The organism is Streptomyces mirabilis (assembly GCF_018310535.1).
In the GTDB taxonomy this organism is placed as follows: domain Bacteria; phylum Actinomycetota; class Actinomycetes; order Streptomycetales; family Streptomycetaceae; genus Streptomyces.
Map to the genome: position 1 here is coordinate 7,691,939 of NZ_CP074102.1, position 14,844 is coordinate 7,706,782.

The 14,844-nt window shown below is 70.8% G+C and carries 15 protein-coding genes, 2 pseudogenes and 1 riboswitch; of the genes and pseudogenes, 8 read left to right on the top strand and 9 right to left on the bottom strand.

Translation table 11 applies throughout. The features are described 5' to 3' along the window. Positions 1-15: 15 nt before the first annotated feature. Positions 16-522 (top strand): GNAT family N-acetyltransferase, encoded by a 507-nt coding sequence (locus tag SMIR_RS34085; protein ID WP_168489796.1) that lies wholly within the window; start codon positions 16-18, stop codon positions 520-522. Positions 523-565: 43 nt separating this feature from the next. On the opposite strand, the gene SMIR_RS34090 is transcribed toward SMIR_RS34085, so the two are convergent. Then, entirely contained in the window at positions 566-706 is a 141-nt protein-coding gene (locus SMIR_RS34090) for a hypothetical protein (RefSeq protein WP_168486588.1), read from the bottom strand. Positions 707-869: 163 nt separating this feature from the next. After that, positions 870-1,092, bottom strand: a riboswitch (cobalamin riboswitch). A gap of 97 nt (positions 1,093-1,189) precedes the next feature. Next, positions 1,190-1,342 (bottom strand): annotated as a pseudogene (locus SMIR_RS34095) (3-hydroxyacyl-CoA dehydrogenase family protein); the annotation flags it as partial. Position 1,343: 1 nt separating this feature from the next. Here SMIR_RS34095 and SMIR_RS34100 point away from each other — a divergent pair. Next, a pseudogene (locus SMIR_RS34100) lies at positions 1,344-2,216 on the top strand (short-chain fatty acyl-CoA regulator family protein); the annotation flags it as partial. 76 nt (positions 2,217-2,292) lie between these two features. On the opposite strand, the gene SMIR_RS34105 reads toward SMIR_RS34100, so the two are convergent. Next, the gene (locus SMIR_RS34105; protein WP_168489795.1) at positions 2,293-2,673 is read right to left on the bottom strand and encodes a winged helix-turn-helix transcriptional regulator; all 381 of its coding nucleotides are present in this window, start codon (positions 2,671-2,673) and stop codon (positions 2,293-2,295) included. A gap of 142 nt (positions 2,674-2,815) precedes the next feature. Here SMIR_RS34105 and SMIR_RS34110 point away from each other — a divergent pair, with 142 nt between their 5' ends. After that, positions 2,816-3,223 carry a RidA family protein gene (locus SMIR_RS34110; RefSeq protein ID WP_168489794.1) on the top strand — a complete coding sequence of 136 codons (408 nt, stop codon included), beginning with the start codon at positions 2,816-2,818 and terminating at the stop codon, positions 3,221-3,223. A gap of 92 nt (positions 3,224-3,315) precedes the next feature. After that, on the top strand, positions 3,316-3,426 hold the full coding sequence (locus SMIR_RS43765; protein ID WP_248002840.1) for a DUF1387 domain-containing protein: 111 nt from the start codon (positions 3,316-3,318) through the stop codon (positions 3,424-3,426). A 270-nt stretch (positions 3,427-3,696) separates the two neighbouring features. Here the strand turns inward: SMIR_RS43765 and rocD are convergent, their stop codons facing one another. The 3 genes from rocD to SMIR_RS34125 all read right to left on the bottom strand — a co-directional run bounded on the left by rocD (position 3,697) and on the right by SMIR_RS34125 (position 6,401). Next, positions 3,697-4,947: an ornithine--oxo-acid transaminase gene (gene rocD / locus SMIR_RS34115; RefSeq protein WP_168489793.1), complete on the bottom strand. Its 1,251-nt coding sequence runs from the start codon at positions 4,945-4,947 to the stop codon at positions 3,697-3,699. After that, positions 4,944-5,765, bottom strand: coding sequence for a dimethylargininase (gene ddaH, locus SMIR_RS34120; RefSeq protein ID WP_212727787.1), 822 nt, complete (start codon positions 5,763-5,765; stop codon positions 4,944-4,946). Before ddaH ends, rocD begins: the two co-directional genes overlap by 4 nt. Positions 5,766-5,888: 123 nt before the next feature. After that, entirely contained in the window at positions 5,889-6,401 is a 513-nt protein-coding gene (locus SMIR_RS34125; protein WP_067378689.1) for an Lrp/AsnC family transcriptional regulator, read from the bottom strand. Between the two features lie 119 nt (positions 6,402-6,520). On the opposite strand from SMIR_RS34125, the gene SMIR_RS34130 reads away from it, so the two are divergent. The 4 genes from SMIR_RS34130 to SMIR_RS34145 all read left to right on the top strand — a co-directional run bounded on the left by SMIR_RS34130 (position 6,521) and on the right by SMIR_RS34145 (position 10,696). Further along, positions 6,521-7,276: a LytR/AlgR family response regulator transcription factor gene (locus SMIR_RS34130; RefSeq protein ID WP_212727788.1), complete on the top strand. Its 756-nt coding sequence runs from the start codon at positions 6,521-6,523 to the stop codon at positions 7,274-7,276. Positions 7,277-7,290: 14 nt separating this feature from the next. Further along, positions 7,291-7,650: a hypothetical protein gene (locus SMIR_RS34135; protein WP_212727789.1), complete on the top strand. Its 360-nt coding sequence runs from the start codon at positions 7,291-7,293 to the stop codon at positions 7,648-7,650. 66 nt (positions 7,651-7,716) lie between these two features. Next, on the top strand, positions 7,717-9,462 hold the full coding sequence (locus SMIR_RS34140; protein WP_212727790.1) for a sodium/solute symporter: 1,746 nt from the start codon (positions 7,717-7,719) through the stop codon (positions 9,460-9,462). Positions 9,463-9,490: 28 nt separating this feature from the next. After that, complete coding sequence (locus SMIR_RS34145) at positions 9,491-10,696, top strand: sensor histidine kinase (protein ID WP_168506672.1); 1,206 nt, start codon at positions 9,491-9,493, stop codon at positions 10,694-10,696. A 19-nt stretch (positions 10,697-10,715) separates the two neighbouring features. On the opposite strand, the gene SMIR_RS34150 is transcribed toward SMIR_RS34145, so the two are convergent. The 3 genes from SMIR_RS34150 to SMIR_RS44405 form a co-directional block, all read right to left on the bottom strand. After that, complete coding sequence (locus SMIR_RS34150) at positions 10,716-10,874, bottom strand: hypothetical protein (RefSeq protein ID WP_168489788.1); 159 nt, start codon at positions 10,872-10,874, stop codon at positions 10,716-10,718. 95 nt (positions 10,875-10,969) lie between these two features. Continuing rightward, the gene (locus SMIR_RS34155) at positions 10,970-13,171 is read right to left on the bottom strand and encodes a serine/threonine-protein kinase (RefSeq protein WP_212727791.1); all 2,202 of its coding nucleotides are present in this window, start codon (positions 13,169-13,171) and stop codon (positions 10,970-10,972) included. Between the two features lie 37 nt (positions 13,172-13,208). Continuing rightward, a complete protein-coding gene (locus tag SMIR_RS44405) occupies positions 13,209-14,663 on the bottom strand; it encodes a DUF6777 domain-containing protein (RefSeq protein WP_283959567.1) in 1,455 nt (484 codons plus the stop codon). Positions 14,664-14,844 lie beyond the last annotated feature (181 nt).

The following is a 14,844-nucleotide window of genomic DNA, read 5'->3' on the forward strand; positions in this document are numbered from 1 at the left end:
ATCAGTCTGGTCGGCATGGGACAACGCAAGGGAAACGGGCCGGCCGTACGACAGGCGGTGGAGTACGACCTGGTGGAGCTCGTACGTCTGCGGGCCTTGCTGTTCGAGAACCTCGGCGGTCACTTCTTCAACCCCGCGGCGGCGGACGACGACTGGCTGGACGCCCTGGCCGTGGTGCTGAAGGAACAGCTGACCGCGGATGCCGTGCGGATCCTCGTGGTGGACGGCGACGACGGCGCCGACGACCGTGGCCTGGCCGCTTGTGGGATCGCCACCATCGAGCAGCGGCTGCCCGGTCCGCACCTGCGCAACGGCCGGATCGGGCATGTGATCGGCGTGGTCACCGACCCGTCGTACCGGCGCCGCGGTCTCAGCCGCTCGATCATGCGGGGCCTGCTCGACTGGTTCAGGGAACGTGAGGTCGCCCGAGTGGACCTGTACGCCTCTGCCGAGGGCGAACCGCTGTACCGCGAACTCGGCTTCACCAACCACCCCGACCCCGCGCTGTACTGGCGACCGTGAGCCACCGGCCTCCATGGGGGCGCGGGGCTGGTGGTGCGGTGGGTCACCGGCGGGCCGGGAAAGCGCTGCGCGTGCTCTCCCGGCCCGCCGTATCGATCGCCTTCTTCAGCTCCCGGTTCTGTCCCTGGCGGGGGTAGCCGTACACGGTGGCCCGTGCTGCCGCGGCTGCGGACTTCGCTGTCACGGAAATCTCCTTCGCGAGACATCTCCCTGGGATCCGGGACGGGACGAGGGCGCGAAGGGGTGACGAACCGGAAGGAAACAACCTCACGCGGCACAGCGCGGTCGTCCGCCCGATATGTACGCCGACCCGCCCACGAGGTCACCGGGATGTCCGCGCACGAGGGGTCGCGCGCGGGCAACGGGCAGGTCTTCGGACTCGCGGGCACGTCCTCCGTACGGAGGACACCTAGTAGCCGTCGCTTCCCAGGTCCTGTTCACCGGACCCAGTGCGTATGACGGCGGTCGTTCCCACTCACCGCTGCGGGGCAGTCCCGGATTCCCACCGGGTTCCCTCTTGCGACGCATCCCGCCTGGCGGACGGGGCGAACCAGCTGCACAGACCAGCCTATGGGGCGCTCACCCGGCGCGGCGGATCAGGTCCGGCATTCGGACGGTGAGCTGGGAGACGCGGTCCGAGCCCCTCGGCCCGGTCGCGCCGGAATGCTCACTCCTGGCCGTACACGTGGAACCCGCGGCCTGTCTTGCGGCCCAGCAGCCCTGCCTCCACCATCCGCTGGAGCAGCGGGGGCGGCGCGTAGAGGGGTTCCTTGAACTCGTCGTACAGGGACTCCGCGATCGAGGCGACGGTGTCAAGGCCGCTCACCGAGCGGCTCGCCGACGGGCACGGCGTGCGGCTGGCCGCCGAATCCGGCGATCACCTGCATCACTACGACGAGGCGTCCCGCACTCTCCACCTGTCGGGCCGCCTGCGACCCGGTCAGCGGGCGTTCCGTCTGGCGACCCAGCTCGCCCTGCTCGGGTACGGCGACGAACTCGACCGCCAGGCCGCCGCCGACTTTCCCGCCGGTTCACCGTCGCACGCGCTGGCCCGGATCGGCATCGCCAACTACTTCGCCGCCGCGCTGATCCTGCCCTACCGCACCTTCCACGCGGCGGCGGAGGAGGCGCGGTACGACATCGAACGCCTCACCGACCGTTACGGACTCGGTTACGAGACCGTCTGCCACCGCCTGAGCACCCTCCAGCGCCCGCGGCTGCGCGGAGTTCCCTTCTCCTTCGTCCGGGTCGACCGGGCCGGCAATCTGTCCAAACGGCAGTCCGCGACCGACTTCCACTTCTCCCGGGCCGGCGGCACCTGCCCCCTGTGGAACGTCTACGAGGCGTTCGCGGCCCCCGGCCGCATCCACGTCCAGATCGCCGAAATGCCCGACGGCCAGCCCTACTTGTGGACGGCACGTGCCCTGACCCACCACCGCGGAGGCTGGGGCGAACCCGGCAAGACCTACGCCATCGGCCTGGGCTGGGAGATCCGCCATGCCGCACGCCTCGTCTACGCCGACGGACTCGACCTCGGCAATGCCGCCGCCGCTCCCCCCATCGGCATGGGCTGCCGCGGCTGCGAACGCACCGACTGCCCCCAGCGCGCCGCACCCCCGCTCGGCCGTCGACTGAGAATCGACGAGAACGACAGCACGTTTGTCCCCTGCCCGGTGGTCGACCACTCGCCTTGAGGGCACCTGGAAGGCGCCTGGCGAGGACGCGAGCGTCCTTCGAGCCCGAGGGTCGCGCGTGTGAGTGTTCCAGCCGTCAGGCGTCGAAGCGGCGGCGGGCGGCCTCGATGTGGCTGAGGTATTGGTGGGTCCAGCCGCACATTGCATCGACCGTCGCTCGAAGGCCCTGGCCCGATTCGGTGAGGGTGTATTCGACCCGCGGCGGCACGGTGGGGTGCACGCGGCGCTCGACCAGGCCATTGCGTTCCAGCATGCGCAGGTTCTGGGTGAGCATCTTGTGGCTTATGCCCTCGATCTCGTTGCGCAGCTCGGTGAAGCGCAGGGTGTGTTCACCGAGAGCCTCGATGATCAGGAACGCCCACTTATTGGCCACGTCGGAGAAGATCTCCCGCGCCAAAGAGCCCGCGCGCCTCAGGTCTGCTTCCTCGGGCGAGCCCCTGAACTGCTTGGTCACCATCAGGTTCCCCAGTCACTGAAAAGTGCGTTCTTCCAGGTCAGCGGCCACTCTCCTACAGTTCCTGAGTAACCACAAGAGATCGAGTGTCTCTTGGCTCGGTGGAAGCGAGCCCATGGGCGCTCATGACAAGGAGGCAGGCAGCATGGCCATCACCCTGGTGAACCCCAGCGGATTGCCGAAGATCCCGGTGTACCGGCAGGTGTCGATCGCGACCGGGTCGAAGCTGGTCTTCATCGCCGGGCAGGTCGCCTGGGACGCGGAGGGGCTCACGGTCGGCGAAGGTGACCTCGCCGCTCAGGTCGAGCGGAGCTATCTCAACGTCGGCACCGCGCTGGCCGAGGTCGGCGCTTCCTTCGACGACGTGGCAAAGCTGACCGTCTACGTCGTCGACTGGACCCCCGACAAGATGCCCCTGTTCCTGGAGGGAGTCGCCCGGGCCTCCGCAAAGCTGGGGATCACCCCGATGGCGCCGGGCACGCTGATCGGCGTGGCGGCACTGGACGTACCCGACCATCTGGTCGAGGTCGAAGCCACCGCGATCATCGACTGATCAGTCCCTGAACAGCGCCGCACGCTCCATATGGATGGCGGAATCCAAGTTCTGCCGCTGCCGGCCGACCGGATCCAGGCTCACCCGGTCCATTGCTGATCGAACTCACCACCGAGCAGAACAACAGGGACGAGCTGCGACGCCTCGCCGACCAGCGCAACACGACCGCGGCCGAGCAACTCGCAGAGCTCACCGCCGAGTGATCGCCTGTCTGCACTGCTCAACAGGTCGATGTCGAGGCCGCAGTGGCTTCCTCACGGTTGAGTGTCTTGGAGCGACTGGCGAGCGCGTGGAACGCTTCCTTCGGCTGTGACGAGGGTGACCTCGGCGCCGTCCCGGCGCAGCCGCTGCGCCCGGGCAGAGCGGCGCGGGCGCCTGCCCCGGAACACCGGGGCAGGCGCCCGTCGGTGGTGCGGCCGGGCGATGGGAGCGCGGCGTGCCCACCAAAGCGCCGGCGGCTGCCGGCGCCGGTGTCAGACCCCCTGTGTCAGCACCTTCTCCAAGGCGCCCAGGGCGGACTGGAGTTCCTCGCCGGTGATGGTCAGCGGCGGGGCCAGTCGGATCGTCGATCCGTGGGTGTCCTTGACCAGAACTCCCTCGCGCATCAGGCCCTCGCTGATCTCGCGCCCGGTGCCGATGGCCGGGTCGATGTCGACGCCCGCCCACAGCCCGCGAGAGCGGAAGCCCTCCACGCCCCGGCCCACGAGCGCCGTCAGACCGCCCCGCAGGACCACGCCCAACTCGGCCGCCCTGCTCTGGTATTCACCGGTCTCCAGGAGTCCGACGACCGCGGAGCCGACCGCCGCGGCCAGCGGATTGCCGCCGAAGGTCGAGCCGTGCTCACCGGGCCGCAGAACCCCGAGCACGTCCCGACGGCCGACCACCGCCGACACCGGCACGATGCCGCCGCCGAGTGCCTTGCCCAGGAGGAGCAGGTCGGGGACGACCTCCTCGTGTTCCACGGCGAGCGTGGTGCCCGTGCGGCCCAGGCCCGACTGGATCTCGTCCGCGATGAACAGACAGCCGGCGCGCCGGGTCAGCTCGCGGACACCGGTCAGGTAACCGTCGTCCGGGATGACCACGCCCGCCTCGCCCTGGATGGGCTCGATCAGCACGGCAGCGGTCGTCTCGTCGACGGCCGCTTCCAGTGCCGCGAGGTCGTTGTACGGGACGACGCGGAAGCCCGGGGTGAAGGGGCCGAAGCCGGCGCGGGCCGTCTCGTCCGTCGAGAAGCTCACGATCGTCGTCGTACGGCCGTGGAAGTTGTCCGCGGCGACCACGATCGTCGCCCGGTCCGGTGCGACGCCCTTCACCTCGTACGCCCACTTGCGGGCCACCTTGATGGCGCTCTCCACCGCCTCCGCGCCCGTGTTCATGGGCAGGACCATGTCCAGGCCGGTCAACTCGGCCAGTGACTCGGCGAACTGGGCCAGCCGGTCGTTGTGGAAGGCGCGCGAGGTGAGCGTCAGCCGGTCCAGCTGACGATGGGCCGCGTCGATCAGCACCGGGTTGCGGTGGCCGAAGTTGAGGGCCGAGTAGCCCGCCAGCATGTCGAGGTAGCGGCGGCCCTCGACATCCTCGACCCAGGTGCCCTCGGCGTGGGCGACGACCACGGGAAGCGGGTGGTAGTTGTGCGCGAGGACGGGCTCCTCGGCGCGGATCAGGTCGGCGGAGGAGCGCGGACCGGCGGCGGAGGACGGACGCGTACGGGCGGGAGCGGTCATGAGCGGATCTCCTGGGTGCAGCACTTGATGCCACCGCCGGCCTTGTGGAACTCGGAGAGGTCGACGGGGACGGGGACGTAGCCGTGGCGGGCGAGCCGGTCGGCGAGGGCCTCGGCGCGCGGCGCGATGAACACGTGGCGGCCGTCGGAGACGGAGTTCAGGCCGAAGGTGAACGCGTCCTCACGGGTCGCGAGCACCGCGTCCGGGAAGAGCCGGGCCAGGACCTCGCGACTGCCGGGCGAGAACGCCTCCGGGTAGTACGCGATGTTCGCCTCGGGCCCGTCGTCCAGGACGAAGAGCGCCGTGTCCAGATGGTAGAAGCGAGGATCCACCAGCTGGAGGCTGACCACCGGGACGCCGAAGAACTCCTGCACCTCGCGGTGCGCCTCGGGGGTCGTACGGAATCCGGTGCCGGCCAGTACGTACCGGCCCACCGGGACGAGGTCGCCCTCGCCCTCGCAGACGGATTCGGGACGGTAGACGTCGAAACCGGCCGCCTTGAACCAGGTCTCGTACGCGGTGGACTCGGGGCGGCGCTGCGGTGCGTGGAAGTACGAGCCGAAGACCCGGCCCGCCAGGACGAGCGCGGAGTTCGCCGCGAACACCATGTCCGGGAGATCCGCCACGGGCTCCACGGTGTCCACGGTGTGGCCGTGGGCCCGGTAGGCGCCGATCAGCGCCGCCCACTGGTCACGGGCCAGATCGACGTCCACTTGGGCGTCGGGATGCATCCAGGGATTGATCGCGTACTGCACGGCGAAGTGTCTGGGTTCACAGACGAGAAAGCGCCGAGGGCGCGGCACACGGCTGTCGGGCACAGAGAGGTTCCTCCGCTTCCTGCGGTGTCGACGGGGGGTGCCTCCAAGGTAGGAAACGGGGGATACGGGCGACAAGAGACGAGAGCTGCGTGTGTGCGCAGCATCGCTGCGCAATCACTCAGGTCAGCGCAGGTTTGATGCGTCCAGTGCATCCTGTGGGGCCGCGTGGGTGGCGCCCGCCTCCGGGGCCTCCGGCAGCAGATGCGACAGCACCATGTAGCTGATCGTCTTCCGGATGAAGGGCTCGGTGCGGATCCGCTCCAGCACCTCCTCGAAGTGGTCCACGTCCGTGGCGCGCACATGGAGCAGCGCGTCCGCGCCGCCCGTCACGGTCATGGCCGCGGTGATCTCCGGATGGTTGCGGACCACCTCCGCGAGCCGTCGGGGCGGCGCCGCACCCTCGCAGTACACCTCGACGTACGCCTCCGTGCGCCAGCCGAGAGCCGTCGGCTTCACCGTGGCCGTGAACCCGGTGATCACCCCGGTCTCGCGGAGCCGGTCGACACGGCGCTTGACCGCGGTGGCCGACAGTCCGATCGCCGTGCCGATCTCGGCGAAGCTCGTCCGGGCGTTGGCCATCAGGGCCGTGATGATCTTGCGGTCGAGTTCGTCGAACATCGCGGGCTTGCTGTTCATGGCGGCACTGTATCCAGCGACAACGTCCACGCAACCAGCGAGAACGTCCGCATGTCCGGCGACGACGTCCACGTCCCGCACATGTCCAGGCATGCCGATCGCTCCTACACTCCACTCTCATGCTGCGCGCGCTCGCCGTCGACGACGAACAACCGTCCCTCGAGGAACTCCTCTACCTGCTGAACACCGATCCCCGGATCTCCATCGCCGAGGGCGCGAGCGACGCGACCGAGGCGCTGCGCCGGATCAACCGGGCCCTGGAATCCGGACCCGGCGGGCCCGAAGCCATCGACGTCGTCTTCCTCGACATCCACATGCCCGGACTCGACGGACTCGACCTCGCCCGGCTGCTCACCGGCTTCGCCTCGCCGCCGCTGGTCGTGTTCGTCACCGCCCACGAGGGCTTCGCCGTCCAGGCCTTCGACCTCAAGGCCGTCGACTACGTCCTCAAGCCGGTACGGCGGGAGCGGCTGGCCGAAGCCGTCCGGCGGGCCGCCCAACTCCAGGACGCCGCACCGCGGATACCCGTCCACGAGCCCGACCCGGACCACATATCCGTCGAACTCGGCGGCGTCACCCGCTTCGTGGCCGTCGAGGACATCACCCACGTCGAAGCACACGGCGACTACGCACGCCTGCACACCGCCCAGGGCAGCCATCTGGTCCGTATCCCGCTCTCCACCCTGGAGGAACGCTGGCGTTCACGCGGCTTCGTCCGTATCCACCGGCGCCATCTCGTCGCCCTGCGCCACATCGGCGAACTCCGCCTGGACGCGGGCACCGTGAGTGTCCTCGTCGACTCCGTCGAACTCCAGGTCAGCCGTCGGCACGCCCGCGAACTGCGCGATCTGCTGATGCGCCGGACCACGAGCTGAGAGGGGGAAGCGGCGTGCCGCAGGACCCGACCGAACGCCGGGTGGTCGTCACGGGAGTGCCCCGGCGCACCCGCCGCACCTCCGGCTACTACCGGCCCAGGACCGAGATCGACGAACAGACCACGCTCGGCCACACCTACGTCCGCTCCCTGATGCGCAGTCAACTCCGTGCGGCACTGGTGGTGTTCGCCGTGCTCGTCCTGCTGGTCGGGCCACTTCCCCTGGTCTTCGCCGCGATGCCGGACGGTGCGAGCCTGGAGTGGGCCGTGCTCGGCTTCTGCGTCTACCCGCCCCTGGTCCTGCTCGCCCGCTGGTATGTGCGGCGCGTGGAGCGCAACGAGAAGGATTTCGTGCGCCTGGTCGAGGACCGCTGAGTCGAGAGCGAGGACCGCTGAGTCATGGACGATGACTGTTGAGCCGCGAATGAGGACCGCTGAGCCGTGAATCAGAACTACGCCGTCCCCGCCGTCGCCCTCGTCGTCGTGGCGACCGTCCTGGTCGGCGCGTTCGGCCTGCGCATCTCCCGGACCACCTCCGACTTCTACGTCGCCTCACGCACCGTGGGCCCCCGGCTCAACGCGGCCGCGATCAGCGGCGAGTACCTCTCCGCCGCCTCCTTCCTCGGCATCGCGGGCCTCGTCCTCGTCCAGGGCCCCGACATGCTCTGGTACCCCGTCGGCTACACGGCCGGCTATCTCGTACTGCTCCTGTTCGTCGCGGCCCCGCTGCGCCGCTCCGGTGCGTACACCCTGCCCGACTTCGCGGAGGCACGCCTCGGCTCACCGGCCGTGCGACGCCTCGCCGGTGCCTTCGTGGTCGGGGTCGGCTGGCTGTACCTGATGCCCCAACTACAGGGCGCCGGGCTGACGTTGGCCGTCCTGACCGACGCGCCCGACTGGTTCGGCGGGGTGCTCGTGGCGGTCGTCGTGGTCGCCACCGTCGCCGCCGGAGGCATGCGCAGCATCACCTTCGTGCAGGCCTTCCAGTACTGGCTCAAACTCACCGCCCTGCTGGTCCCCGCACTCTTCCTGGTCCTCGCGTGGCAGGCCGACGGCGCCCCGCGCCAGGCCTTCACCGAACCCGCGACCTTCCGCGAGCAGCGCGTCGTCCGCGTCGACGACAGCCTCGACCTGAAGCTCTCGGACCCACTGGGCGTCACGGCCACCGGCACGGTCGACGGCCACCGCTACGACGGCGAGCGGCTCCGACTCCCCGCGGGCGTCCACCACATCGAGCGCGGTACCCGGCTGACCTTCGCCAAGGGCGACCCCGTCCCGGCCGCCGACCGGGGCAGCAACGGCGGCATGTCGACCTCGCTGGCGGCGGGCCGCGAGGAACGCCCGCTGTACGCCACGTACGGACTGATCCTCGCCACCTTCCTCGGCACGATGGGACTGCCGCACGTCGTCGTCCGCTTCTACACCAGCCCGCACGGCGTCGCGGCCCGCCGCACCACGGTCGCCGTCCTCGGCCTGATCGGCGCGTTCTACCTGCTGCCGCCCGTCTACGGGGCGCTCGGCCGCCTGTACGCCCCCGAACTGAGCCTCACCGGGAACGCCGACGCCGCCGTCCTGCTGCTGCCCGACCGCGTGATCGGCGGGCTCGGCGCGGATCTCCTGGGCGCGCTGGTGGCGGGCGGGGCCTTCGCGGCGTTCCTGTCGACCGCGTCCGGACTGACCATGGCGGTGGCCGGGGTGCTCACCCAGGACGTGCTGCCCTCGCGCGGCGTACGCCACTTCCGGCTGGGCACCGTACTCGCCATGGTGGTGCCGCTCGCGGCGAGCGTGATCGTCGGCGGACTGCCCGTCGCCGACGCCGTCGGACTCGCCTTCGCCGTGTCCGCTTCCTCCTTCTGCCCGCTGCTCGTCCTCGGCATCTGGTGGCGGCGGCTGACCCCACCGGGCGCGGCCGCCGGGATGCTCGTCGGCGGCGGCGCGGCCTTCGTCGCCGTCGCGGCGACCATGGCGGGCTACCCGGGCTCAGGCGCGCTGCACGCACTGCTCGCCTGGCCCGCGCTCTGGTCGGTGCCGCTCGGGTTCCTCACCATGATCCTGGTGTCGCTGGCCACGGCAGGACGGGTGCCGGCCGGGACGGCGGCGATCCTGGCCCGGTTCCACCTGCCGGAAGAACTGGCCGGAGGAGACAGGCGCGCGGACGCCGACGCACGCGGGGAGGCCAAGGCGTGAGCGGATCGTCGAGCGGGGCGGTGACGGCGTGAGCGGATTCCTGGCGGGCCTCTGCGTCGCCGTGCTCCCGCTGCTCGCCGCCGGGTTCTGGCTCGGCAGGCGCACCGCGCGGCCCGAGAACCTCGGCGGCCTCGGCACCCCCGTCGAACACGCCACCTTCGAGACCCTGCACACCGCCTCGCTGGCCGCGCCCCCACTGCGCGCGGGTCTCACCGGGGAGACCGCCCGCAAGTCCGCCCGCCGACTGCGCACCCTGCTCGGCACGGACGCCCTGTGCCTCACCGACCAGGACACCGTCCTCGCCTGGGACGGCCTGGGGGAGCACCACCGCACCGAGATCATGGAACGGCTCGGCGGCCCCTTGGAGACCGGCCGCGGCGAGGCCTTCCGGCTGAGGTGCGACGAGCCCGACTGCTCTTTGCGCTGGGCCGTCGTCGCACCGCTCACCGTCGACGACCGCGTCCACGGAGCGCTCGTCGCCTGCGCGCCCCGCGAGTCCGCCGTCCTCGTCCGGGCCGCGGGCGAGGTCGCCCGCTGGGTCTCCGTGCAACTGGAACTCGCCGACCTCGACCAGTCCCGCACCCGTCTGATCGAGGCCGAGATCAAGGCCCTGCGCGCCCAGATATCCCCGCACTTCATCTTCAACTCGCTCGCGGTGATCGCCTCGTTCGTCCGCACCGACCCCGAGCGCGCTCGCGAACTGCTCCTGGAATTCGCCGACTTCACCCGCTACTCGTTCCGCAGGCACGGCGATTTCACCACCCTCGCCGACGAGCTGCACGCCATCGACCACTACTTGGCACTGGTCAGAGCCCGCTTCGGCGACCGTCTCTCGGTCACCCTGCAGATCGCCCCCGAGGTACTGCCGGTCGCGCTGCCCTTCCTGTGCCTCCAACCGCTCGTGGAGAACGCCGTCAAACACGGGCTGGAGGGCAAGACCGACAAGAGCCACATCAGCATCACCGCCCAGGACGCGGGCGCCGAGGCGCTGGTCGTGATCGAGGACAACGGCACCGGAATGGACCCCGACCGGCTGCGCCGCATCCTCGCCGGCGAAGTGAGCCCCTCCGGCGGCATCGGGCTGTCCAACGTCGACGACCGGCTCCGCCAGGTGTACGGGGACGAGTACGGCCTCGTCATCGAGACCGCCGTGGGAGCGGGCATGAAGATCACCGCCCGGCTGCCGAAGTACCAGCCGGGGGTGCACTCGGCGGGACCGCTGCCCAGGGAGTGACAGTGACCCGTGCGCGCAGTCAGGCGTTGCGCGAGGCCACCATGCCGATCGTGAGCAGACCGAGGACCACCCAGCCGAACCACAGCCAGCCGTTGCTGCCGAGCGCCACCGTGTAGGCCGTCACCATGACGAGTCCGCCGACGGTGAGCACCCCCATCGCCTTCGTCGAACCGGGCATCGCATTACACCCTTCTCCCGGCGGGGTCCGCGACGCGGGCCGTGGCCTGCGCCCATTTTCACCCGAAGGGACGAGGTTCGCCAGGGCCGGGTGGGCTACTCGCCTCCGTGCATGAGGGCCTTGTCCAGACGCTCGATGCTGCAGACCACCAGGTAGTACCCCTTCCTCCACAGTCCTGTGCTGCGCAGGCCATGACTCACATAGGTATCGGCGGGATAGCCGAGTTGCTGCGGCGGGGCGTCGGCCCCGCACCGCGCGTTCGCCTGCTGATCGGCCTCCTTCTTGGGCATGAGGGTGGTGAGGTGCGTGATCCGGAAGACCCGGCCCACATGGTCCTTGTCGCAGGAGACGAGCTCGTAGTGGGTGTATTCGCTCGCGTCCCCGCGGGCATGGCCGAGGCAGTCGCCCTGCTGCATCTGGGTCGCGTCCTCGAACACCATCCCGTACGGGCGGAGGCCACCGAGCCTGCCGTACACCGGACCGTGCTTCCCGACCAGCAGGCATGCGACGTTCCCGCCGGTGGCGTCGAAGCCCTCGCGGGTGGGCACCACGGCCAGGCTCTGGACGTGCCAGGCGAGTTTGTCGGCGGTCGCCTTCGTCCGCTCCGCGCACCGGTCCGCTCCGTCGCTGTCGGCCTCCTCGAAGGAGCGGGCCTTGTACAGCTCCATCACCTGCCCGTCGGGGCGCAGCGCTCCGCAGCTGGGATCCAGTTGCAGACGCGGGGTACCCGAGGAGGGTGCGGGGGACGGGTCGCTCAGTACGCAGTCGCCTTTCTTGAGGGGTGCGGAGAGCCCGACCTGGGTGCCGTACGGGGCTATGGGCGTCTGCGCCCTGCCGTACCGGGCCACGCCCCAGAGCACTCCCGCCGTCAGCGACAGCGCGAGGAGCAGCGCCGCGCCCACCTGGAGAAGCAGCGTCCGCTTGCCGCGCCGCCCACCGGGGTCCGGGGCGGGTGCGGCGGGTCCCATGTAGCTGGGCGGACCGAAACCGGCGCCGGGCTGCGGGGGGTGCGGGGTCGGCGGACCGAAACCCTGGCCCGGGCGTGGGGGGTACGCGGCCGGGGCACCGGCACGGCTGCCGGCTGCCTGCGCCATGGGTGCGTACGCCGCGTGGTGCGCCGGGGCGGTAGAGGCCTGGGCCGTGGGGACGTACGAACCCGGCGCCGCGAAACCCTGGTCCCGGCCCTTTCCCAGCGAGCTCTGCTCCCGGCCGGGGGCGGCCGGCCCCGGATCCTGGGCGGGCGGGGCCAGGCCCTGGCCCCGGGCGGGGGACGGGCTCTGGTCGTGTGCGGGCGGCGCGTAGTCGTGGTCCCGGGACAGGCCGCCGGGGGTCCGGCCCGGTGGCGCCGGACCCCCGGGCCCGTCGGAGGTGACGAGGCCCGCCCACACCGGCTGCGAGCCGGTGTCGACCTGGGTCGGCGGATGGGGCTCGGGCAGGATGATCCGGGCCAGGGCGGACGCCGTCCGCTCCGCGGAGATCCGCAGGGCGGGGTCCTTGACCAGCAGCGCGTCGATGATCGGCCCCAGCGCGCCGGCTCGCCGGGACGGCGGCGCCTCCTCCGCGACCACCGCGGCGAGCGCTCCAAGGTGGCTGTCGCGGTCGAAGGGGCCGTGGCCCTCCACACCGAAGTACAGGGTGCAGCCCAGCGAGAACAGGTCGGATGCCGCGGTCGGCTGCCCGCCCTGCGCCCGCTCCGGTGCCAGATAGCCGGCCGTGCCGACCAGGACGGAGGTACGGGTCCAGCGGGTCTCGGGGGAGTCCGGCTGGACCGAGACGCCGTAGTCGGTGAGGAGGATGCGCGCGCCGGGGGTGCCCGCGCGGTCCGGGGCGAGCAGGATGTTGGCCGGTTTGACGTCCCGGTGCATGATGCCGCGCTCGTGCCCGGCGGTCAGCGCGTCCAGCACCGCGAGGCCGACGCGGGCGCACTCGTCGGGGGCCAGCGGGCCGCGCCGGGCGAGCCAGGCCCGCAGGTCCTCCGCGCCCGCCACGTACTCCATCACGATCCACGGCAGGCCGTCGTGCTCCAGGACGTCGTGGACCGTCACCACGTGCGGATGGCCGCGCAGCACCGCCGCGTGCCGGGCCTCGGCGCGGGCGCGCGCGATCCGCGACTCGTGCTCCTCACTCCCTTCCCGGACATCGCGGAACCTGATCTCCTTGAGCGCCACGTCACAGTCGAGCCGCTGGTCGTGGGCGAGCCAGACATGGCCCATCCCGCCGGAGCCGACCTGCTTCAGAAGCAGATACCGGCCGTTGATGATCCGGCCCACTCCCGACTGCGCTGATCCTGCTGTCATCCGGTAGCCCCCCGGGTTCTGCGTTGCCGTACGCGGGTCAGACCGCGCTCTCGGTGGGCGCACCGGGCGCGGAGTCGCTCGTACCCGGGTCGACCGGGGCGGGCGGTGTGCTCGACACGGGCTCACTCGTCGGCGGCGCGCTGCTGACGGTGGGTTTGGTCGAGGTCGGTTCGTGCGAGGTCGGGGCAGTGGCCGAGGGGGTGGTCGGGGCACTGCTCGTCGGTGAACCGGGCGGAGAGGTGTGCGGAGGGGTCGACGTCGTGCCGCCGCCCGTACCGCCGCTCGTGTCTGTTGGGGTGTCTGTGGGCGTGGCGGTCTTCGTGGGGGTGGAGGTGGCGGTGTCCGTAGGGGCACCCGACCCGGTGCCGCTGTCGGACGGCGAGGCGCTGCCGGACGACGGGCCGCCGGACGAGGGGCCGGACGAGGGGCCGGACGATCCCCCGGACGGCGTCGGCGGGGTCGTCCCGGGATCCGAGCCCGTTCCGTTCGTGCCGTTCGTGCCGCCCGTGCTCGTGCCGGAATCCGATGGCGTGTCCGGGCCACCGCCGCTCGCGGACGGGCTGTCGGACCGCGCCGACAGGACGACCGACGTGCCCCAGGCGACCTGGCTGCCCTCGGTCGGCCGGGACGCCGTCACCTGGGCGTCGTCGGCCGGCAGGGTGTCACCGGCGTACGACATTCCCAGCCCCGCGTCGGTCAGCCGCCGGATCGCTTCGGCGAAGGTCATGCCGGTAACAGGTGGCACGGCGTGCTTCTGCCGGGTGCTGAAGGACTTGTCCTGGCTGCCGTCGCTGCCCACCGGGCGGGCGATCCCCCGGTCGGGGTTGTGCACGTCGACGAGCTGGAGCTTGTGGATCTCCTGCGCCCCGGGCGGCGGCTCGACCACCACGACGTGGTCCTGCCGGTAGTCGGCCCACTTCTTGTTGCCGTCCTTGAACCGCACGTCGGTCTTCGAGGCCTTTCCCTCGAAGGGGAGCAGCGGATTGCCGCAGGAGCACTTCACCGCGGGCAGTCCCTGTTGGTCGACCAGAATAGCGATTCCGGCCTGCAGCAGCGCGGCGTACGAAACCGCCTTGCCGTTCTTGTAGTCGTGATTCGTCACGAGAGTGTCGTGACGCAGTACGACGGGTGTGAGTTGATCGATATAACTCGGGATCTGCTCGGTGCTCATATGCAGGACCCGCGCCCATTCCTGGGCCTTCGCCGAGTTCTTGGGGTCGGTGAGGAATTTCTTCAACTTCGTCACGGCGCAGGTGCCGGGTTTCGTGCTGCCGCCCCACACGCCGGTGCCAGGGCCGGTGCCTGGGGCGGTACTGGGTGCGGGCGCCGGTGAGCCGCTTCCGGCGCTGCCGTCCGGGGCCCCGCCGTACAGTCCGGGGCTGTTACTGGCCTGCACACCACCGCTGGGCCGGGCCTCGGGCAACTGGATGTCCGTGCCGAGCTGTCGGTCCTCCTTGAAGAAGGGGGAGACCGAGGAAACCCCCGCCGCCACGGCCCGCACCACGAACAACTGATCGGATTTGCTGCACCCGCTGACTATCAGTACCGAAACCAGCAGTAGAGCGAGCCTTCGGGCGGCGGAAATCACCGCCCTTTGCATGGACGCACGAATTGACATGACCGCTCCCCCTGCGGTTTCCCCCGATGTCCTCCCATGCTACTGAACCGAAAAG